We start from the raw sequence: 20,217 nt of genomic DNA on the forward strand, positions 1-20,217 counted from the left end.
TCCGAAAACCGTGGTCTGAGCCTTGATCGTGAACACTCAGTACCCGGACGCCGGGTGCACTCTCACCAATCGCGCTTCGGTGATGACTTTCCGTCAGGGAAGCGTGGATTCACCGGCCGGCAGGAACCGGCGGCCCAGAACCCGCTCGCTGTATCCCTCACGATCCAGGTACGGCGTGATGCCGCCGAGGTGGAACGGCCAGCCGGCGCCCATGATCATGCAGAGGTCGATGTCCTGAGCCTCCTGGACCACGCCCTCCTCGAGCATCAGGCCGATCTCCTGGGTGAGCGCCACCAGCGTGCGGTCGCGGATCTCCTCACCGGTGGAGACCTTGTCGCCGAACTGGAACAGCGCGGCCGTCTCCTCGTCCACGTAGGGCTTGCCGGTCTCGTCGTACGACCAGATCGCCGGCTTGCCCGCGGCCACCAGCCGGCCCAGGTTCTCCGACACCGTGAACCGGTCCGGGTAGGCCCCGTGCAGCGTCTCGGCCACGTGCAGCGCGATCGCCGGGCCGACCAGGTTCAGCAGCAGGAACGGCGACATCGGCAGCCCCAGCGGGGCCAGCGCCTCGTCGGCCACGTGCAGGTCGCTGCCCTCGTCGGCCGCGTTGACCACCTCGCCCATCACCCGGGTGAGCAGCCGGTTGACCACGAACGCGGGGGCGTCGGCGGCCAGCACGCAGGTCTTGCCCAGGGCCCGGCCGAGCTGGAAAACCGTTGCCAGCGTGGCGTCGTCGGTCTTCTCCGCGCGTACCACCTCGACCAGCGGCAGGATCGCCACCGGGTTGAAGAAGTGGAACCCGGCGACCCGCTCCGGGTGTGTCAGGTCCGCGGCCATCGCCCCGACCGACAGCGACGAGGTGTTGGTCAGCAGCACGCAGTGCTCCGGCACCACCGCCTCGAGCTCGGCCAGGACCTTCTTCTTCACCTCGAGGTCCTCGAACACCGCCTCGATCACCACGTCGGCGTCGGCGAAGACGGCCTTGTCGGTGCTGCCGCGCACCAGCGCCTTCAGCCGGTTGCCGGCGTCACCGGTGAGCCGGCCCTTGAGCAGCAGCTTGTCGATCTCGTCGTGGACGTACTGCACGCCCTTGTCCACGCGCTCCTGGTCGAGGTCGGTGAGGGTGACCGGCACCTTCAGCCGGCGCACGAACAGCAGGGCGAGCTGCCCGGCCATCAGCCCGGCCCCGACCACCCCGACCGAGCCGACCTTGCGGGCCAGCGACTTGTCCGGCGCCCCGGCGGGCCGCTTCGCCCGCTTGTTCACCAGGTCGAAGGCGTACAGCCCGGCCCGCAGCTCCGGGCTGGCGGCCATGTCGGCCAGGGCCTCGTCCTCGGCCGCGAAACCCTCGTCCCGGGAGGCCGTCCGGGCCTGGGTGACCAGCTCGATCGCCCGGTAGGGGGCCGGGGCGGCGCCACCGATCTTGGAGTCGGCGAACGCCTTCGCCTCGGCCGCCGCGGCGGCCCAGACCTCTTCGGCCTCGTCGACCTCGCTGACTGCAGGCCGGGAGACGGTGACCTGGCCGCGCAGCACGTCCGCGGCCCAGAACAGCGACTGCTCCAGGAAGTCGGCCGGCTCGAAGACCGCGTCGGCGATCCCGCGTTCGAAGGCCTTGCGGCCGTTGAGCATCCGGTTGTTGCTGAGCGGGTTCTTGATGATCAGCTCGAACGCCGCGGCCGGGCCGATCAGCCGGGGCAGCAGGTAGGTGCCGCCCCAGCCGGGGATCAGGCCGAGGAAGCACTCCGGAAGGGCCACCGCCGGGACCGAGGAGGAGATCGTGCGGTAGGTGGCGTGCAGCGCGATCTCCAGGCCGCCGCCGAGCGCGGCGCCGTTGACGAAGGCGAAGCTCGGTACCGGCAGTTCCCCCAGCCGGCGGAACACGTCGTGGCCGAGCCGGCCCACCAGCAGCGCCTGCTCGCGCGTGGCCTCGCCCTTGAGCAGGTTCAGGTCGGCCCCGGCGGCCAGGAAGAACGGCTTGCCGGTGACGCCCACGGCGACGATCTCGCCCGCCGTGGCCCGGGTGGTGGCCACCTCGAGCGCCTCCTCCAGGCTGCGCAGCCCGCGCAGGCCGAAGGTGCTGGGCCGGGTGTGGTCGAGGCCGTTGTCCAGGGTGATCAGCAGCAGCGTGCCGGCGCCCCCGGGCAGGGCGACGTCGCGGGCCAGGGCCCGGGTCACCACCTCGTCGGGCTGCGCGGCCTCGGCCTGTTCGCGAAGGTCGGTCACCGTCAGGCCCCCTTGCCGTAGTCGCGGTGGTGCGGGTTCTCCCAGATCACCGATCCGCCCATGCCGATCCCGATGCACATCGTGGTGAGCCCGTAGCGGACCTCCGGCCGGGCCTCGAAATGCCGGGCCAGCTGGGTCATCAGGCGCACCCCGGAAGAGGCCAGCGGGTGCCCGAGGGCGATCGCCCCGCCGTCCGGGTTGACCCGCGGGTCGTCGTCCTTGATGCCGTAGAAGTCGAGGAACGAGAGCACCTGCACGGCGAAGGCCTCGTTGATCTCGAACAGGCCGATGTCGTCGATGCTCAGACCGGCCAGCTCGAGCGCCCTTTCGGTGGCCGGCACCGGGCCGTAGCCCATCACCTCGGGCTCGACGCCCTTGAAACCGTAGGCGACCAGCCGCATCTTGACCGGCAGGCCGAGGGCGGCGGCGGTGCCGGCGTCGGCCAGCAGACAGGCGGTGGCGCCGTCGTTCAGGCCCGCGGCGTTGCCGGCGGTGATCCGCCCGTGCGGCCGGAACGGCGTCTTCAGGTTGGCCAGGCCCTCGAGAGTGGTTCCCGGGCGCGGCGGTTCGTCGGCCACCGCCAGGCCCCAGCCCTGCTCGGTGCTGCGGGTGGCCATCGGGACCAGGTCCTGCTGCATCCGCCCGGCCTCGTAGGCCGCCTGCACCTTGGCCTGGCTGGCCACAGCGTAGGCGTCGGCGCGTTCCTTGGTCAGGTGCGGGAACCGGTCGTGCAGGTTCTCCGCCGTCTCACCCATCACCAGCGCGGCCGGGTCGACGATCTTCTCCGAGATGAAGCGCGGGTTGGGATCGACCCCCTCGCCCATCGGGTGGTGCCCCATGTGCTCCACCCCGCCGGCGATCGCCACGTCGTAGGCGCCGAAGGCGATGCCCGAGGCGGTGGTGGTGACGGCGGTCATCGCGCCGGCGCACATCCGGTCGATGGCGTAGCCGGGCACGCTCTTGGGCAGCCCGGCCAGCAGGGCGGCGGTCCGCCCGATGGTCAGCCCCTGGTCGCCGGTCTGGGTGGTGGCCGCCACGGCCACCTCGTCGACCTTCTCCGGGGGCAGTTCGGGATGCCGTCTGAGCAGTTCCCGGATGCACCGGACGACCAGGTCGTCGGCGCGGGTCTGGGCGTACATCCCCTTGTCTCCGGCTTTGCCGAAGGGGGTTCGGACACCGTCCACGAAGACGACGTCCCTCGAAGTGCCGGGCACGCGACCTCCCCGTTGCTCGGGCGGCCTGGAGCTGCCGCCACCGTTGGCGTAGTCATCTGAATGCTACTCGCCAGTAACGCCAGTGCGAAACCGGCCCGTTACCGTGACCTGAAACAGTCACGCTACCTGTGAGGGGTAAGGGCAGACAGCGAACAATGGACGGGTGGCGCGCCTGGGCGCGCAGGTCCCGTCGAGTGCGGGGCAGGTCAGTGCCCGGACGTCTCCGGCGTGGGTTCAGGAGGAGGCGCCGGGGTCTGCAGAGTCTGCACCAGCGGTTCGGCGATCAGACCGATCTGCCAGGCCCGGGCGCCGGCCGACTCCAGCCGCGCCTGGACCGTCGCGAGGGTGATCTCGGCGGGCGGTGACCAGGACAGCCGGCGCACCGTGTCGGGGGAGATCAGGTTCTCGACCGGCAGGCCGAGCTCGGCGGCCAGTTCACCCATCGCCGCCCGGGAGGCGGCCAGGCGGGCGGCGGCCGCCGCGTCACGCTCGGCCCAGACCCGCGGCGGGGGCGGGCCCTCGCTGGGCAGGTGCTGGGGCGGGAGGTCGCTGTCGGACAGGCCGCGGGCCTTGGACACCGCTTCGGTCCACTGCCGGGCGTAGCGCCGGGCACCCCGCCCGTTGAAGGCGGGCAGGGCGATCAGGGCGCTCAGGGTGGTGGGCATCGCCAGGGCGGCCTCGATGATCGCGGCATCGCCGAGCACGCGGCCGGGGGAGAGGTCACGCTGGCGGGCGATCGCGTCGCGGGTCTGCCACAGCTCACGTACAGCGGCCAGGCGGCGCCGGTCGCGCACCCGGTGCATGCCGGAGGTGCGGCGCCACGGATCCACCTTGGGGGCCGGGGGCGGGGTGGCCGCGACCGCCGCGAACTCCTCCGTGGCCCAGGGCAGCTTGCCCTGCCGGGTGAGCTCGGCGGCCACCGCGTCGCGCAGGTCGACCAGCACCTCCACGTCGAGCGCGGCATAACGCAGCCAGGGCTCGGGCAGCGGCCGGGTGCTCCAGTCGACCGCCGAGTGCTCCTTGGCCAGGCTGAGGCCGAGCAGTTCCTCGACCATCGCGGCCAGGCCCACCCGCGGGTAGCCGGCCAGCCGGGCGCCGAGCTCGGTGTCGAAGATCAGGGTGGGGCGCAGGCCCACCTCGGACAGGCAGGGCAGATCCTGCGAGGCGGCGTGCAGCACCCACTCCACGTCGGCGATGACCGCGTTCAGCCCGCTCAGGTCGGGCAGGGCCACCGGGTCGATCAGGGCGGTGCCGGCGCCCTCACGGCGCAGCTGCACCAGGAAGGCGCGCTGGCCGTAGCGGTGGCCGGAGGCCCGCTCGGCGTCGACCGCGACCGGGCCGGAGCCGGCTGCGAAGGCGTCGATGACCTGCTGAAGGGTGGCGATGTCGCTGACTACCGGGGGCACGCCGTCGCGGGGAGCGTCGAGCCGCTCCAGCACGTGCTCGCTGTCGGGGCCACCGGCTGCCGGGCCTGCCGGAACGCCGTCCGGGGTCAATGAATCGCTCCTCCCTTCGTCAATCGACACAAACCCCACCGTAGCCTGCCGCCTGCCGGTGTCGCTTGTTCTGCTGTGTGACGTTGCAGTGAGCGATGCGGTCGTGCGGGACCGGGGGCTGCCGTCAGGCGGCCTGTGTGTGCGGCGGTGTGCAGTCGGGACAGGTCTGCGGAACGGCCCGGAACACCGGGCCGGACCTGGTCAGCCTGCCACCGATCGACGTCTGTGTCCGTGGCGGCGCCGGGCCGATATGAAGGCGTGACCCGGGTCACGGGTCCCGTCTTCGTGCCGTCCAGGCGTCACCGGACTTCATATCACCCGATCCCGTCGGGCGGGGGCCTTGGTCGGCGCGGGCGCTACCGACCGGTCACCCAACGTAACGCGACCGTCACCTGGGACTGCTCAGGCGATGACGCCGGAGCGCAGTGAGGTTGCGACCATCTCCGCACGGTCACCGGTGCCGAGCTTGCGGGCGATCCGGGCCAGGTGACTCTTCACGGTCAGCGCCGACAGCCCCAGCGCCACCCCGATGTCCTTGTTCGACTTGCCCTCGGCGACCAGCTGCAGCACCTGGATCTCCCGGGCCGAGAGCGAGTCCACGCCCTCACCCCGGTCGGCCGAGGGGCGGGGCATCCCGGTGCCCGCCGCCGAGACCACGTAGCAGCGGATGCCCGCACCGACCGCGGCCCGCACGCTGTAGGGGTCGTCGCTGGTGGCCACCACCATGCCGCGCTGCCAGCCGGCCTGACGCAGTTCCCGCACCAGGGCGATCCCCGAGCCGTCGGGCAGACCGGCCTCGGCCACCACCAGGTCGGCGATACCGGCGGCGGCGCGCTGCCGGGCCTCGGCCACCGTGTTGATCTCCAGCACGTGCCGGGCCCCCATCGCCCGCAGCGTGTGAGCAACGGTCTCACGTACGGCGGGGCTGTTGACCACGACCATCGCGGCGAAGCGGCCCGGCCGTGGCACCGCAACTCCTGTTCGCTCCACGAGTGTGGTCACCTCAGCCTCCAAGGGGGGATGTAGCCCGGACGAGTGTCGGCGGCCGGGTCGGTTGCTCCCCAAGAGGGTCGGCACCGGGCGGTGTCGACTTGAGATCACACGTGCGGGCGGTGGACAGCCCCACCGGGCTCACTCGCGGCGGCGCCGGGCTCAGTCGCGGCGGCGCCGGGGCAGGGCGGTCACCCCGGGCGAGACCGGCGGCAGTCCGCCGACCGTGCACAGCAGTTCCGACCACGCAGTCAGGTGGATCACCGCGTCGTCCACCGGCGTCCACGAGGCCCGCAGTTCGATGTCCACCGTAGGCGCCTGACCGGCCAGGGCGCCGAACGACTCCGAGACCACCCGGGTGATCGTGCCGCCCGAGGCCCGGTGCCCGGCACCGGCCGCGGACAGCGACTCCTGCAGCCAGGCCCAGCCCACCTGCCCCATCAGCGGGTCGGTGGCCAGTTCGCTCTCCAGGGCCGCCCGGATGAAGCTGACCACCCGGTAGGTGCCCTCCCAGGACTCCGGGCCGGAGGGGTCGTGCAGCAGGACGAACCGGCCGGTGGCCAGGTCCTCGTCGTCCTCCGAGACCACGTCGGCCGACAGGGCCAGGGCGAACGGGGCGATCCGCTGCGGTGCCGGGACCTCCTCGAGGATCACTTCCGGGCGCAGCTTGGCCGCGCGCAGACGGGAGACCACGTCGAGGAAACCCTCGGGGGCATCGTCGGAGATCCTCATGGCAGCCACGCTCGCAGCGTACGGTGACGGATCGCCACTATCGGGGACGACGCGCCCAATCCTGGGGGTGAGAGCAGCCATTTCGCGTACTCGGTGTGACGAAGCCCGGTCCGGACGCTGCCCGGATGTGCACCGAGATGCGCGCCGGGGTGCTCACCACCTGAGAGGATCGGCTCGTGTCCACCGAGTTCGCAGCCCCCTTCGCAGCCCTTCCCGTCGCCCCCCGTGACCCCCGTCTCGCCGATGCACCGCTGCTGCGCGCGGCGCGTCGGCTGCGCCCGGCGCACACGCCGGTGTGGTTCATGCGTCAGGCCGGGCGCTCGCTGCCGGAATACCGCAAGGTGCGCGAGGGCATCGCGATGCTGGACAGCTGCCGCCGCCCCGAGCTGGTCACCGAGATCACCCTCCAGCCGGTGCGCCGGTACGGGGTCGACGCGGCGATCTTCTTCTCCGACATCGTCGTGCCGCTCAAGGCGGTCGGGGTCGGGCTGGACATCAGGCCGGGCGTCGGCCCGGTGATCGATCAGCCCTTCCGCACCCGGGCCGACCTCGACCGGATCCCCGAGCTCGAGCCGGAGATGATCAGCGACATCGCCGAGTCGGTCGGCCTGCTCACCGCCGAGCTCGGCGGCACCCCGCTGATCGGCTTCGCCGGTGCCCCCTTCACCCTGGCCTCGTACCTGGTCGAGGGCGGGCCCAGCCGCGACCTGGCCCGCACCAAGGCGCTGATGTACTCCGACCCGCAGCTGTGGGAAGCGCTCCTGCAGCGCCTGGCCCAGATCTCGGCGGGCTTCCTGCGGGTGCAGGTGGCGGCCGGGGCCTCGGCCGTGCAGCTGTTCGACTCCTGGGTGGGCGCCCTGCCGCTGGCCGACTACCGGAGGTTCGTCCAGCCGTCCTCGGCCGCGGTGCTCGACGCAGTGCGCGAACTCGACCCCACCGTGCCCCGGATCCACTTCGGCGTGCAGACCGGTGAGCTGCTGCCGGCCATGGCCGAGGCCGGCGCCGACGTGGTCGGGGTGGACTTCCGGGTGCCGCTCGACGTGGCCACCGCCCGGCTGGGCGGCGACCACGCCGTGCAGGGAAACCTCGACCCGGCCCTGCTCTTCGCCTCGCGTGAGGTGCTCGGACAGCGGGTGCGGCAGACCCTCGAGGCGGGCGCCGCCGCCCCCGGCCACATCTTCAACCTCGGCCACGGGGTGCTGCCCGACACCGATCCCGACCAGGCCAAGTTCGTGGTCGACACGGTTCACGCCTGGAAGGGCTGAACCGCTCAGGGATTCACCGGGCCGGGGGCAGGCCGCCGCAGACGCCGGTACCCGAAGTAGGCCGGAACCCCGATCACGGCCAGCACCACGCCGATCGGCAGCAGCACCCCGATCACGGTGAGCACCACCACGGTGCCCGACTTCAGGCCGTCCCAGCCGGTCGAGAGGCCGGCCAGGAACCCGCTGTCGTCGTCCTCGGGGGCCCCGGCCCGGGGCACGTCGAGGGTGACCACCAGGGTGGAGAGGGCGGCCTTGTCCTTCACCGCGGCGGCCTGGGCCTGCAGCGACTCCAGGTCGGCCTCGCGGGTGCTGAGCTCGGCCTCGATCGAGATCACGTCCCTGACCGAGTCGGCCTCGGCCAGCAGGGCGCGCAGTCGCTCCACCGACTTCTCCTGGCTGAGCACCCGGCTGTCCAGGTCGGCCACCTGGGCGGTCACGTCCTTGCTGCTGGTGCGCAGGTCGAGGGTCCGGCCCAGTTCACCGACCCGCTCGATCGCCGGGTCCAGGCGGTCGACCGGCACCCGCAGGGTGATCACCGAACTGCCCTTGCCCGGCCGGGCCCCGAAGGTGCTGTCCTCCTTCTGCACCAGCCCTTCCGACGCCGAGGCGATCCCCCGGACCTTGACCGTGGCCTCGGCCACGTCGTTCACCTGGAGCGTCATCTCGGCCGTGCGGATCTGCCGGGACGCCGCCGGGTCGGTCAGCGCGGCCGGATCGACCTTCGTCGTCTTCTTGGCCGGTTCCGTGGCGGTCCCGCCTTCGGAACTGAACCCGGCCGAGTCCTCCGCCACGTTCGCCGAGCTCGCACCCCCGGACGACTCGTCACTACCCGCGCTGCACCCGCCGGCCAGGAACGCCAGGCCCACTGCGAGCGCGATCGTGGCACCTCGTAAGTTCTTCCGTGCAGTCATCTCCGGCCCCTCCCCATGCTGTCTGGTCCTCCGCGCAGTTCGACGGGGCAGCCCGGCGGCCGGTTGCGGGCCCGAGGTAATGATCAGGTAACGGAATGCGGGTCAGCGGGGGTCGTTCGGCCCTGGCCGGGCCCAGGGGCAGTTCCGCGAGGATCAAGGTGTGAGAAGAGATGTCTGACAGTTCGAGCGGCCGAACCGGCGACCGGGCGGTGCGCCTGGTCGTGGTGGGTGGCGGGATCTCCGGTCTGGTCGCGGCCTGGCGGCTGGTGCAGGCCCACGGACCGGCGGCCCAGGTGCTGGTGCTGGAGTCGTCGGCGCGGGTCGGCGGCAAGCTCTGGGCCGGCCCGGTCGGTGACGTCACGGTCGACCTGGGGGCCGAGTCGATGCTGGCCCGCCGGCCGGAGGCGGTCGGGCTGCTCACCGAGCTGGGGCTGGACGACGAAGTGGTGCACCCCCGCGCGGCCTCGGCCGCGGTCGTCTCCCGGGGCGGGCTCCACCCCCTGCCTCCGGGCACGGTGATGGGGGTGCCGGTCGATCGCACCCGGCTCCCGGCGCTGGCCGGGATCCTCGACCCGGACGAGGTGGCCCGGGCCGGCCAGGAGAGCGGCGTCCCGGCCGAGCGGCTGACCGAGGACGTGGACGTGGCGTCCTGGGTGGCCTCCCGGGTGGGCCGGGCCGTGGTCGACCGCCTGGTGGAACCCCTGCTCGGAGGCGTCTACGCGGGCAACTCCGCCCGCTTGTCCCTGCAGGCCACCATCCCGCAACTGTGGCAGCGAGCCCGTGGCGGGCGTCCATTGTTGGAGACCCGGCCACCAGCCACCCGAACCACCCCGGCCACCCCGGCCGTTTCGGGACCGGTGTTCGCCGGGCTCCGTGGGGGAGTGGGGCGCCTGCCGCTCATCCTGGCCGAACGCCTGGAGAAGGCGGGCGCCGAAGTGCGCACCGGGGTCACCGTGCGCGGGCTGACCCGCACCCCCACCGGCTGGCGGCTGGAGACCGGTCCGGCCAGTGGGCCCGAGTTCATCGAGGCCGACGGCGTGGTCCTGGCCGTGCCCGCCGCCCCCGCCGCCCGGCTGCTGGCCGACGTGGTGCCGGTCGCCGCCCATGAGCTGGCCCAGGTGGAGACGGCGAGCGTGGCCGTGGTCGCCGCGGCCGTGCCCCGCGAACAGCTCACCGGCCTGACCGGTACCGGGCTGCTCGTCCCGCCGGTGGAGCAGTGGCAGATCAAGGCGGCCACGTTCTCCTCGAACAAGTGGCGCTGGGTCAGCGACGAGCAGTCCGCCGAGCACCTGGTGGTGCGGTTGTCGCTGGGCCGGGCCCGGGAGGAGGCGGCGCTGCAGCGCGACGACGCCGACCTGACCGAACTCGCCCTGGCCGACCTGCGCGAGATCACCGGGCGCGACGTGCGCCCGGCCGAGACCCGGGTGGTGCGCTGGGGCGGGGCACTTCCGCAGTACCAGGTGGGTCACCTGGACCGGGTGCAGCGGATCCGCGAGGCTGTGGCCGGTGCCCCCGGCCTGGCCGTGTGCGGGGCGGTGTACGACGGCGTCGGCATCCCGGCCTGTGTCGCCGCCGCCGGCCGGGCCGTCCACGACCTGCAGACCAGTATGCGTACCCGGGTCGAGGGACCTCGGGACCGACAGGAGAGAATCGAAGAATGAGTCAGACTGAAACTGGGGCCCACGCAGCCGACGCGAACGCCATCAACGACACCATCAAGTACACGATGTGGTCGGTGTTCGCGGCCAACCGGCTCCCCAACGACCGCAGCCGCCTGGCCGCCGAGCTCGAGACGTTCGTCGCCGGTCTGGACGGGCGCGGGGTGGAGCTGCGCGGCATCTACGACCTGTCCGGGATGCGCGCCGACGCCGACCTGATGGTGTGGTGGCACGCCGACACCGTCGACCAGCTCCAGGCCGCCTACAAGGACCTGCGCCGCACCGACCTGGGCCAGTACCTGCGCCCGGTGTGGTCGAACGTCGGCCTGCACCGCCCGGCCGAGTTCAACAAGGGCCACGTGCCGGCGTTCATGTCGGGCGAGGAGGCCCGCAAGTACATCTGCGTGTACCCGTTCGTGCGCAGCTACGACTGGTACATCCTGCCCGACCAGGAGCGCCGCGACATGCTCGTCGAGCACGGCAAGGCGGCCCGTGGCTACGCCGACGTGCGGGCCAACACGGTCTCCGCGTTCGCCCTGGGCGACTACGAGTGGCTGCTCGCCTTCGAGGCCGACGACCTGCACCGGATCGTCGACCTGATGCGTGACCTGCGCGCCACCGAGGCCCGCAGGCACGTGCGCGAAGAGGTCCCGTTCTTCACCGGTCCCCGGGTGGGCATCCGCGAGCTGGTCACCTCACTGCCGTGACCCGGCGGCGGGCCGGCGCATCGGGACGTGCGGGATGCCGTCCTCGAGGTACTCCGGCCCGCTCGCGGTGAACCCGTAACGGGCGTACCAGCCGGTCAGGTGGGCCTGGGCGTCGAGCACCGTCTCCCGCCCGGGCTCCAGGCCCGCGAGCGCGGCCTCCATCAGACGCCCGGCCAGCGACCGGCCCCGGGCGTCGGCGCGGGTGCAGACCCGGCCGATCCGGGCCCGGCCGTCCGGGTCGGCGAGCAGCCGCAGGTAGGCGGTGGGCCCGTGTTCGTCGGCCAGCCACAGGTGTTCGGTGCCCGGCTCGACGTCACGGCCGTCGAGCTCGGGGTAGGGGCACTTCTGCTCCACCACGAACACGTCGACCCGCAGCTTCAGCAGGGCGTAGGCCTCGCCCGGGGTGAGGTCGTCCCAGAGTGCACGTCGTTCGGTCACGCCCGGATGCTGGCACCCGGGCCTGCCGATTGACGAATCAGCTGCTCAGCGGTTCACGCCGGATGCTGATCGAGTTGATGCAGTAACGCTGGTCGGTGGGGGTGGCGTACCCCTCGCCCTCGAACACGTGGCCCAGGTGGGAGCCGCAGTTGGCGCAGCGCACCTCGACCCGCTTCATACCCAGCGACACGTCCTCGATGTACTCCACCCGGCCCTCGGCGGCGGGGGCGAAGAACGACGGCCAGCCGCAGTGGCTGTCGAACTTCTCGGTGCTGCGGAACAGTTCCTCGCCGCAGGCCCGGCAGGCGTAGACGCCCTCGGTGTGGTCGTCGGTGTACTCACCGGTGTAGGGGCGCTCGGTGCCGGCCTCGCGCAGCACGTGGTACTCCTCGGCGGTGAGCTTGTCGCGCCACTGGGCGTCGGTGAGCTGCAGCGGGTAGATCCGGTTGGTGCTGTTGGTTGCCATGACCGCCTCAACAAGGTTCCTCGCCCGGTAGTTCCCTCACCCTACGAGGGCCCGCAGGCCCGCGGTGACCAGCCCGGCGAGCAGCAGGCAGAGCAGGTGTGGGCGCTGCCAGAGGGCCCGCAGCAGCACGGCCGCGGCCAGCCCGGGCAGCAGGGTCCAGTCCGCGTCGCGCCAGTGCGGCCCGGCCAGGTCGACCACCAGGAGGGCGGCCAGGAGCACGGCCGGCAGGGCGACGATCACGGCCTCGACCCGGGTGGGGAAGGTGCGGTCGCCCAGGAGGGCGGGCCCGGCACCCTTGTAGATCACGTTGATCACGGCGAGGGCCAGGACGGCGGCGAGGATGCCGGTCACGAGGGGCTCCGGGTGAGCAGGGCCGGTAGCGCGGCCAGGGCGCCGGCCAGGAGAGCCACGCCCGGGGGCACGAACAGGCAGGCGATCCCGGCCAGCAGGGCGGCCAGAAGAGCCAGCGGGAGGATGCCGGGCCGGGCCCGGAGGGAGTCGAACAGCAATAGAGCGAAGAAACCGGGGAAGATCACGTCCAGGCCGTAGGTCCGGGCGAACTCCGTGGACGGAACCAGTAGTGCACCCACCGCGGTGCCGAGGATCCAGGCCGGCCACTGCACGAGCGTGGCGCCGAACAGTTTCTTCCGGTCTACCGAGCCGTCCGGGCGCTGGGCCGCCACCCAGGAGGCGTCCACCACCGACTGCCCCTCCAAGGCGCGCTGCAAGCGTCCTCCGTTGAGGTACCGGGCGGTCGCGGCGGCCATCGGCACGAACCGCAGGTTGATCAGCGCCGCGCTGAGCACCGCGGTGAGCGCCCCGCCACCCCCGGCCAGGGCGGTGGCCAGGGCGAACTGGGCCGAGCCGGAGAACGTGACGGCCGAGGCGAGGATGGCCACCCAGGGCGGCCAGCCGTGCAGGACGGCGAACGCGCCGAAGCTGATGGCCAGGGCGAAGGCGCCGACGGCGAGGCCGGCGCCGACCTGCAGGCCGGCGCGCCAGCCGCCGTCGGGGTCTGCGGTGGTCCGGGTCACGCCACATGGTCAGGTGCGATCGGGGGGTCGGCAACCCCGGTCCTCTCGAGTTTCGGGGTCACCCGTTCGGCCGTACGTTGGCCAGGAGTGACAATCGCTCACCGCATCGGGGAGTAGACACCATGACCAGCGAAACAGGTTCCCGCAGGCCGATCGACGCCCCCAACGACCGGACGATGAGAGATTCGCTTCAGCAGCCGGTCAAGGGAGCCCCGGTCGACGCACCGTTGCACGAGGAGACCGCCGATGCCGCGGTCGCCGGACCGGCCGGGACCGCGCAGCCGGCCCAGCCCGTCCAGCCCGCGTACCGCGACCCGGCCTACCGGGATCCCGCCTACCAGGAGCCGGTCTACCAGGAGGAGCCCGTGCGCCGGAGTGAACCCACCCGCACCGCCACGATCTCCTCACCCGGCCGGATCGGTTTCGGCGCCGGGGTTCTCGTGCTCGGCATCCTGCTCGGCATGTCTGACCAGCAGGCCGACGGGGCCGGGATGGCCTTGCGGGTCCCCGCGCTGATCGCCGCCCTGATCATGGTGGCCCAGGGCATCCAGCTGATCCTGCGGGGCCTGCCGCGCCAGACCGAGGTCGAGGTGGTCGAGGTGGTCGACGACACCGACCCGGCGCACCCGCGCACCGCCGTGCGCCCGCGCCCGTGGTCGGCCGGGATGGCCGCCTTCCGCACCGACCCCGGCTCGCTGGGCCTGCCCACACTGGTGATCGTGCTGGCGATCTGGCTCGGCCTGGCCACCCTGCGCATCGACGACGCGCCGGCCAACCTCAGCAACCTCTCGATGCTGTCGGCGTTCGTGCTCTTCGCCCTCGGCTGGACGCTGATCCCCGCCCGCGCCTGAGACTCCCTGCATGTGAAAAGGCCCACCGTCCGGACGGTTCCGGACGGTGGGCCTTTTCGTGCGGTCCTCAGCCGAGGAAGCTGCTGCCCGCGTAGACGTGCAGCACGGGCACGCCCAGCGCCTCCCGGGCCCGGGAGGCCCAGTCGGTGTGGAACGTGTCCTCCACCGCGTGCGGCCGGGTCACCACGATCACCTCGTCGGCGCTGTGCTGCTGGAGCACCTTGACCGGGTCGCCCTCGATCACCTCGCCGGTGGCGGTCCAGCCGGCCCGGCTGAACGCGGCCAGCGAGCGGGCCAGCGCGTCGGCCGCCTCGGTGCGGGTGGGCTCGTCCTCACCCCGCACCGCCTCCAGCGCCTCGCGCAGCTGGAACAGGCTCAGGTGGTCGAGCACGTCGGCCAGCAGGTTGCGCTCCACGTCGGCCGGCACCAGCAGGTGGTAGGCGGGCCGGCCGGACTCGTCGTCGGCATGCACGGAGGTCAGCCGCAGGGCGTCCTCGTCGCTCAGTGCCACTTCGGTCAGGACCAGGATGGACGGCGTCTCAGTCACATGATCACCCTAGTCGGGAAGCGGATCGGTGGCTCCCCGGCATCGCTGACACCCGGTTCGGTCGGCAGAATTGAGTCATGAGCGTTACGGAGACTGCTGGAGGAGCTCGATGAGCCGCCTGGGTGGGCAGCAGATGCCGGACGGTGTGCGCCGGCTGGCGGTGGCGGCCGCGGTGGCGGGGGCCTCGTCGGCGGTCGCGGCGGGGGTGGCGGCGGCCACGGCGGCTACCGTCTTCGCCCGCCGGGTGGTCACGCCCGACGCCAACCGGCCCGAGAACGTGGAGGTCCTCGCGGTCGAGGGCGAGGTGGTCACGCTGCGGGCCGACCCGGAGACCACCCTGCCCGGCCGCTACGGCCTGTGGCAGGACGGCGGGAAGACGCACGCCCGGGTCGGCGAGGTGATCTCGTACGACACCGCGGCCGGGGCGGTGCGGCGCCCGCTGCTGGGGACCGACTCCGGCCGGCTGAGGCCCGGCAAGGCCCGGCTGAACCAGTACTACTACGCGGGCGACCCGTTCAGCGCCCTCGGCCTGCCGTTCGAGGACGTGACGATCGAGGGCGACGCCACCGTGCTGCACGGCTGGGTGGTGCCCGGCACCCAGCTGAACCTGGACGATCGCGGGGCGGCGGCCAGCACGGTCAAGAGCGCCACGGCGGTGGCCGCCGGCCGGACCCGGGTCAAGGGCAGGCGGAGCAGCCGGGCCGAGCTACCGCCCACCGGCAGCGCCTGGGCCATCCTGGTGCACGGGCGCGGTGCCACCCGGGAAGAGTGCCTGCGCGCCCTGCCGGTCCTGCACCGGCTGGGTTTCACCTCGCTGGTCGCGGGCTACCGCACCACCGCCGGGGTGCCGGTGGCCTCGGTCGGCCCGCTGGCCCGCTACCACCTGGGCGACCAGGAGTGGCGTGACGTGGAGGCGGCGATCGTCTACGCCGCCGAGCACGGCGCCGAGGAGGTGGTGCTGTTCGGCTGGTCGATGGGCGGCGCGATCGTGATGCAGACCGTCTCCCGCTCGTGGACGGCCGACCGGGTCAAGGGCCTGGTGCTCGACGCGCCGGTGATGGACTGGCGCGACACCCTGGCCCACCAGGCCCGGCTGAACAGGATCCCGCCGGCCGTGGGCCGGCTGGGGCAGAGCGTGCTGTCGCACCGGTCGGTCTGGCGGCTGGCCGGCACCGAGGCCCCGGTCGACCTGGACCGGCTGGACTGGGTCACCCGGGCGGCCGAGGTACGTCACCCGATCCTGCTGATCCACAGCAAGGACGACGAGTACGTGCCCTCCGCGCCCTCCGAGAAGTTCGCCGAGGCCCGGCCCGACCTGGCCACCTACGTGTCGGTGGACGGGGCGCGGCACTGCAAGGAGTGGAACGTGGACCAGAACACCTGGGAGTCGGCCGTGGCGAGGTTCCTGCTCCGCCTCTAGAAACCGTCTCTAGTTGTTGGGCACGGTCTGCACCAGCCAGCGGCCGAGCAGCACGTCCTCGGCCGCGATCAGGTGTGCCGGGCGGGCGGTCAGGTTCACCTCGGGCCCGTGCGAGATGCGCGGGCCGCCGCCCGCCACCAGCGTCGGCGCCCAGGTCAGGCACAGCTCGTCGACCTGGCCGGCGGCCAGCGCCTGGCCCAGCAGCGACGGTCCGCCCTCGAGCAGGACCCGCCGGTGGCCGCGACCGGCCAGGACCCGCACCGCGTCGTCCAGGTCCACGTCGTCGTCACCGGCGACGATCACCTGGCCGGGCCCGGCCTGCTCACGCAGCCGGGTCAGGTCGGCCCGGGTGGTGGTGACCACGAAGGTGGTGCCGTCGAGCAGGCCGGCCGGCACGTCGCCGCTGCGGGTGACCACGGCCAGGGCCGGGGCCGGCTGCTGCCCGCGGCTGCGGCGGCGCTCGGTGAAGGCCGGGTCGGCCTGCGGGACGCCGTAGCCCTCGGCCCGCACCGTGCCCGCGCCCACCAGCACCACGTCGGCCAGGCCGCGCAGGACGTGGAAGGTGGCCTTGTCGGCCGCCCCGCCGAGCGCCCCGCTGACCCCGCCCGGCCCGGTGGCCGAGCCGTCGAGCGTGCTCACCATGTTCGCCCGCACCCAGCCCCGGGCCGGTACCGGCTCCGGGTAGGCGTAGAGGTCGGCCAGGGCCTGGACGGCCGGCTCGGGGTCGGTGGTCAGGTTGCCGACCTCGGCCCGGCCGGGCAGCAGGAGCTGCAGCACGGTCACGCCGGCGTGCCTTCCTTCACCTGGCGCTTGATCCGGGCCAGCATCCCGGCCATCCCGCGCAGCCGCAGCGGGCTGACCGCCTCGGACAGGCCCAGGCGCTGCGGAACGTCGTTGGGCACGTCCAGGATCTCCTGGCCGCTCAGACCGGCCAGGCCGGTGGCCAGGATGCTGGCGAAGCCCCGGGTGGTGGGGGCCTCGGCCGGGGCGTCGAAGTAGACCTTCGCCTCGTCGGCCAGGGTGGCGCCGGTCTCGACCCGGACGAACACCGGCGACTGGCACTCGGTGACCGCCTCCATCGCGTCGTGGTCGCCGGCGTACCTCTCCGGCAGCGCGGGCAGCTCCCGGCTGAACTCCAGCAGCAGTTCCAGGCGGTCCTTCTGGGCCAGCGCGGTGAAGTCGTCGACGATCTCGGCGAATGCCGCCGGAAGGGTGTCTGCCACCCGCCGATCCTGTCATGTCCCGTGCTGGAGCGGCACCAACGGGCGACCCGGTCGTCACACCGGCCGGGATCCTCTGAGAACCTGCGTCCATGAACATCGCCCGGAAGGGACCCGGAACCGGGTCCCGCTCTCCCCGCGCCCGCCTGCACACCACCGCTCCGCGCCGCAGCCTCAACGGCACCTGGCAGTTCCGGATCTTCCCCGGTCTGGCCGCCGCACCGGACGACGGATGGGACGGCGACGACGCGGGCTGGGCCCTGGGTGAGGAGTGGACGAGCATCCCGGTGCCCGCCCACTGGGTGCTCGAGGGCCACGGCCGCCCGGCCTACACCAACGTGCGTTTCCCGTTCCCGATCGACCCGCCCAACCCGCCGGACGAGAACCCGGTGGGCGACTACCGCCTGGTCTTCGACGCGGCCCCGGAGTTCCTCGAGGGCGCCGTGCTGCGCTTCGACGGCGTGGAGTCGGCCGCCGAGGTGCGGCTGAACGGTGAGCTGCTGGGCGAGACCCGGGGCAGCCGGCTGACCCACGAGTTCGACGTGCGCGGGAAGCTGCGCGCCACGGGCAACGTGCTGGCCGTGCGGGTGGCGCAGTTCTCCGACGCCAGCTACCTGGAGGACCAGGACATGTGGTGGCTTCCCGGGATCTTCCGGGACGTCGACCTGCTGGCCGTGCCGGACGGCGGCGTCTGGGACGTGTTCGCGGTCACCGACTACGAGGCCACCGACGGGACCGGCACCGTCGACCTGTCGGTCACCCGCAACGGCGCGGCCGGGGAGCCGGCCCGCTTCCGCATCCCCGAGCTGGACGTCGACCTCGAGGTCACCGGCGGCGGCGTGATCGGGGTGGGCGGGGTCGAGCCGTGGTCGGCCGAGACCCCCCGGCTCTACACCGCCGAACTGGTGACGCCGGCCGAGACGGTCACGCTGCGCCTGGGCTTCCGCCGGATCGAGGTGCGCGACTCGGTGCTGCTGGTCAACGGCGCGCCGATCCAGCTGCGCGGGGTCAACCGGCACGAGCACGACCCGGAGCGCGGCCGGGTGTTCTCGCCCGAGCGGCTGGAGCAGGACCTGCTGCTGATGAAGCAGCACAACGTCAACGCCGTGCGCACCTCGCACTACCCGCCGCACCCGGCGCTGCTGGACCGGGCCGACGAGCTGGGGCTCTTCGTCGTTCTCGAGTGCGACCTGGAGACCCACGGGTTCGAGGAGATCGGCTGGCGCGGCAACCCCAGCGCCGACCCGCAGTGGCGGGGCGCCTACCTGGACCGGATGCAGCGCACCGTGCACCGGGACAAGAACCACGCCAGCATCGTGATGTGGTCGCTCGGCAACGAGTCCGGCACCGGCGAGAACCTGGAGGCCATGGCCGCCTGGACCCGCGCCTTCGACCCGTCCCGGCTGATCCACTACGAAGGCGACTGGAGCAGCACGTACGTCGACGTGTACTCCCGGATGTACGCCTCGTTCGAGGAGACCCGCCGGATCGGCGAAGAGGTGCTCACCCCGGCGCCGTTCGGCGCCACCGCGGCCGAGATGCACCGCCGTTCGCTGCCGTTCATGCAGTGCGAGTATGCGCACGCGATGGGCAACAGCCCGGGCGGCCTGGAGGAGTACCAGGAGCTGTTCGACCGGTACCCGCGCCTGGCGGGCGGTTTCATCTGGGAGTGGATCGAGCACGGCATCGCCACCACCGGCGCCGACGGCCGCCGCGGTTACCTCTACGGCGGTGACTTCGGCGAGCACACCCACGACGGCAACTTCGTGATCGACGGTCTGGTCAGCGCCGACCGCGAGGTGCGCCCGGGCCTGGTCGCCCTGGCGCACTGGTACTCGCCGGTGCGGATCGAGGTCACCGACGGGGCCGTGGTCATCCAGAACCGTTACGACCACGTCGATCTCAGCGGTCTGCGGTTCGTCTGGAAGGCCGAGGCCGACGGCCGCGAGCTGGGCCGGGGAGAGCTGAAGGTCGGCCGGGTCGCCTCCTGGGAGAAGGTGGAGGTCGCCCTGCCGGACGAGCTGGCCGACCTCGCCGAATCCCCCGAGATCGTCACGGTCGAGGCGGTTCTGGTGGACAAGCAGCTCTGGGCCGAGGCCGGGCACGTGGTCGGCCGGGGCCAGCGCGCCTGGCTGACGCCGGCCGAGCCGCCGCTGGAGACCAGCGTGCCGCCGCGTTCCGCCTTCGACCCGGTCTCGCTGCGGCTGCGCGAGCTCGGTGGCCTGCGTCTGGAGGGGCCGGTGACCAGCCTGTGGCGGGTGCCGACCGACAACGACCGGCGCCCGGGCTGGGAAGAGATGGACAAGCCGGCCTACGCCGCCCGCTGGGAACTGCTGGGCCTGAACCGGCTGCTGACCCGCGTGGTCTCCGCCACCGAACAGGACGGGGCCCTGGTGGTGCGCACCCGCACCGTGCCCCCGGGCCGCGACTGCGCGGTCGACGCCGAGTACGTCTGGCGTCAGGCCGGCCCGAACGCGATGACCGTCGAGGTCACCCTGGTGCCGGACGGCACCTGGCCGGTGGAGTGGCCCCGTCTGGGGCTCGACCTGGTGCTCGAGGGTGCGCCGACCGGGATGGCCTGGCGCGGTCTGGGTCCGGGCCCGTCCTACCCCGACCTGGCCGCCGGGCCGTTCTGGGGAGACCACGAGGCCTCGGCCGACGAACTGCTGACCCCCTACGTGCTGCCGCAGGAGAGCGGCGCCCGCGCGGGGGTGCGTCACGCCTCGATCGGTACCGAACAGGGGACGCTCGTGGTCACGGTGCTGCCGGGTGGCGCTTCCGGTGGGGTCGAGGAGGTGGCGGTGACGGTCTCGCCGTACAGCCGCAAGACCCTGGCCACCACCGCGCACCAGCACGAACTGGTGGCCGACGGCCGTACCCACGTGTCGATCGACCTGTTCCAGGCCGGGGTGGGCACCGCCGCCTGCGGTGAGGGCGTGCTGCCGCGCTACCGCCTGGCGGCCCGTCCGGGCCGGGTCACCCTGCTGCTGGAGAGCCGAGAGGGGTAGAGCAGGTCAAGCGGTCCGGGGCGTGGAACGATCTCGC

General features: G+C 72.8%; 19 protein-coding genes. 6 read left to right on the forward strand and 13 right to left on the reverse strand.

What is annotated here, in order from left to right; genetic code table 11:
* Positions 1–93: 93 nt before the first annotated feature.
* The 5 genes from LWF15_RS17730 to LWF15_RS17750 all read right to left on the reverse strand — a co-directional run bounded on the left by LWF15_RS17730 (position 94) and on the right by LWF15_RS17750 (position 6,655).
* Positions 94–2,223 carry a 3-hydroxyacyl-CoA dehydrogenase NAD-binding domain-containing protein gene (locus tag LWF15_RS17730; RefSeq protein WP_232811956.1) on the reverse strand — a complete coding sequence of 710 codons (2,130 nt, stop codon included), beginning with the start codon at positions 2,221–2,223 and terminating at the stop codon, positions 94–96.
* A 2-nt stretch (positions 2,224–2,225) separates the two neighbouring features.
* Entirely contained in the window at positions 2,226–3,437 is a 1,212-nt protein-coding gene (locus tag LWF15_RS17735; protein WP_232811957.1) for a thiolase family protein, read from the reverse strand.
* Positions 3,438–3,643: 206 nt separating this feature from the next.
* Complete coding sequence (locus tag LWF15_RS17740; RefSeq protein ID WP_352396616.1) at positions 3,644–4,876, reverse strand: ribonuclease D; 1,233 nt, start codon at positions 4,874–4,876, stop codon at positions 3,644–3,646.
* 459 nt (positions 4,877–5,335) lie between these two features.
* On the reverse strand, positions 5,336–5,818 hold the full coding sequence (locus LWF15_RS37625; protein ID WP_408623505.1) for a LuxR family transcriptional regulator: 483 nt from the start codon (positions 5,816–5,818) through the stop codon (positions 5,336–5,338).
* A gap of 267 nt (positions 5,819–6,085) precedes the next feature.
* Positions 6,086–6,655, reverse strand: coding sequence for a DUF3000 domain-containing protein (locus tag LWF15_RS17750; protein WP_232812061.1), 570 nt, complete (start codon positions 6,653–6,655; stop codon positions 6,086–6,088).
* 176 nt (positions 6,656–6,831) lie between these two features.
* On the opposite strand from LWF15_RS17750, the gene hemE reads away from it, so the two are divergent.
* On the forward strand, positions 6,832–7,920 hold the full coding sequence (gene hemE, locus LWF15_RS17755; RefSeq protein WP_232811959.1) for a uroporphyrinogen decarboxylase: 1,089 nt from the start codon (positions 6,832–6,834) through the stop codon (positions 7,918–7,920).
* Positions 7,921–7,925: 5 nt separating this feature from the next.
* On the opposite strand, the gene LWF15_RS17760 is transcribed toward hemE, so the two are convergent.
* A complete protein-coding gene (locus tag LWF15_RS17760) occupies positions 7,926–8,831 on the reverse strand; it encodes a DUF4349 domain-containing protein (RefSeq protein WP_232811960.1) in 906 nt (301 codons plus the stop codon).
* A 170-nt stretch (positions 8,832–9,001) separates the two neighbouring features.
* Between LWF15_RS17760 and hemG the strand changes: the two genes are divergently transcribed.
* The gene (gene hemG, locus LWF15_RS17765; protein WP_232811961.1) at positions 9,002–10,492 is read left to right on the forward strand and encodes a protoporphyrinogen oxidase; all 1,491 of its coding nucleotides are present in this window, start codon (positions 9,002–9,004) and stop codon (positions 10,490–10,492) included.
* On the forward strand, positions 10,489–11,196 hold the full coding sequence (gene hemQ, locus LWF15_RS17770; RefSeq protein WP_232811962.1) for a hydrogen peroxide-dependent heme synthase: 708 nt from the start codon (positions 10,489–10,491) through the stop codon (positions 11,194–11,196). Before hemG ends, hemQ begins: the two co-directional genes overlap by 4 nt.
* Here hemQ and LWF15_RS17775 read toward each other — a convergent pair.
* Genes LWF15_RS17775 through LWF15_RS17790 form a run of 4 tightly spaced genes read right to left on the reverse strand, consistent with a single transcriptional unit; the run spans position 11,185 to position 13,134 of the window.
* The gene (locus LWF15_RS17775) at positions 11,185–11,634 is read right to left on the reverse strand and encodes a GNAT family N-acetyltransferase (RefSeq protein WP_232811963.1); all 450 of its coding nucleotides are present in this window, start codon (positions 11,632–11,634) and stop codon (positions 11,185–11,187) included. The two genes, hemQ and LWF15_RS17775, sit on opposite strands and share 12 nt — an antisense overlap.
* A gap of 37 nt (positions 11,635–11,671) precedes the next feature.
* Positions 11,672–12,100, reverse strand: coding sequence for a peptide-methionine (R)-S-oxide reductase MsrB (msrB, locus tag LWF15_RS17780; protein WP_232811964.1), 429 nt, complete (start codon positions 12,098–12,100; stop codon positions 11,672–11,674).
* 36 nt (positions 12,101–12,136) lie between these two features.
* A complete protein-coding gene (locus LWF15_RS17785; protein ID WP_232811965.1) occupies positions 12,137–12,451 on the reverse strand; it encodes an AzlD domain-containing protein in 315 nt (104 codons plus the stop codon).
* A complete protein-coding gene (locus tag LWF15_RS17790; protein WP_232811966.1) occupies positions 12,448–13,134 on the reverse strand; it encodes an AzlC family ABC transporter permease in 687 nt (228 codons plus the stop codon). Before LWF15_RS17790 ends, LWF15_RS17785 begins: the two co-directional genes overlap by 4 nt.
* Before the next feature lie 122 nt (positions 13,135–13,256).
* Here LWF15_RS17790 and LWF15_RS17795 point away from each other — a divergent pair, with 122 nt between their 5' ends.
* Entirely contained in the window at positions 13,257–13,985 is a 729-nt protein-coding gene (locus LWF15_RS17795; protein WP_232811967.1) for a hypothetical protein, read from the forward strand.
* Between the two features lie 67 nt (positions 13,986–14,052).
* Here LWF15_RS17795 and LWF15_RS17800 read toward each other — a convergent pair whose 3' ends face one another.
* Complete coding sequence (locus LWF15_RS17800; RefSeq protein WP_232811968.1) at positions 14,053–14,532, reverse strand: hypothetical protein; 480 nt, start codon at positions 14,530–14,532, stop codon at positions 14,053–14,055.
* Between the two features lie 109 nt (positions 14,533–14,641).
* Between LWF15_RS17800 and LWF15_RS17805 the strand changes: the two genes are divergently transcribed.
* Positions 14,642–15,952 carry an alpha/beta hydrolase gene (locus LWF15_RS17805; protein ID WP_232811969.1) on the forward strand — a complete coding sequence of 437 codons (1,311 nt, stop codon included), beginning with the start codon at positions 14,642–14,644 and terminating at the stop codon, positions 15,950–15,952.
* Between the two features lie 9 nt (positions 15,953–15,961).
* Here LWF15_RS17805 and LWF15_RS17810 read toward each other — a convergent pair whose 3' ends face one another.
* Both LWF15_RS17810 and LWF15_RS17815 read right to left on the reverse strand, forming a co-directional pair.
* Complete coding sequence (locus tag LWF15_RS17810; RefSeq protein WP_232811970.1) at positions 15,962–16,735, reverse strand: dihydrofolate reductase family protein; 774 nt, start codon at positions 16,733–16,735, stop codon at positions 15,962–15,964.
* Positions 16,732–17,175: a SufE family protein gene (locus LWF15_RS17815; RefSeq protein WP_232811971.1), complete on the reverse strand. Its 444-nt coding sequence runs from the start codon at positions 17,173–17,175 to the stop codon at positions 16,732–16,734. Before LWF15_RS17815 ends, LWF15_RS17810 begins: the two co-directional genes overlap by 4 nt.
* Before the next feature lie 89 nt (positions 17,176–17,264).
* Between LWF15_RS17815 and LWF15_RS17820 the strand changes: the two genes are divergently transcribed.
* Positions 17,265–20,180: a glycoside hydrolase family 2 TIM barrel-domain containing protein gene (locus LWF15_RS17820; RefSeq protein ID WP_232811972.1), complete on the forward strand. Its 2,916-nt coding sequence runs from the start codon at positions 17,265–17,267 to the stop codon at positions 20,178–20,180.
* Positions 20,181–20,217 lie beyond the last annotated feature (37 nt).

Source organism: Kineosporia rhizophila (genome assembly GCF_021277265.1).
GTDB lineage: Bacteria > Actinomycetota > Actinomycetes > Actinomycetales > Kineosporiaceae > Kineosporia > Kineosporia rhizophila.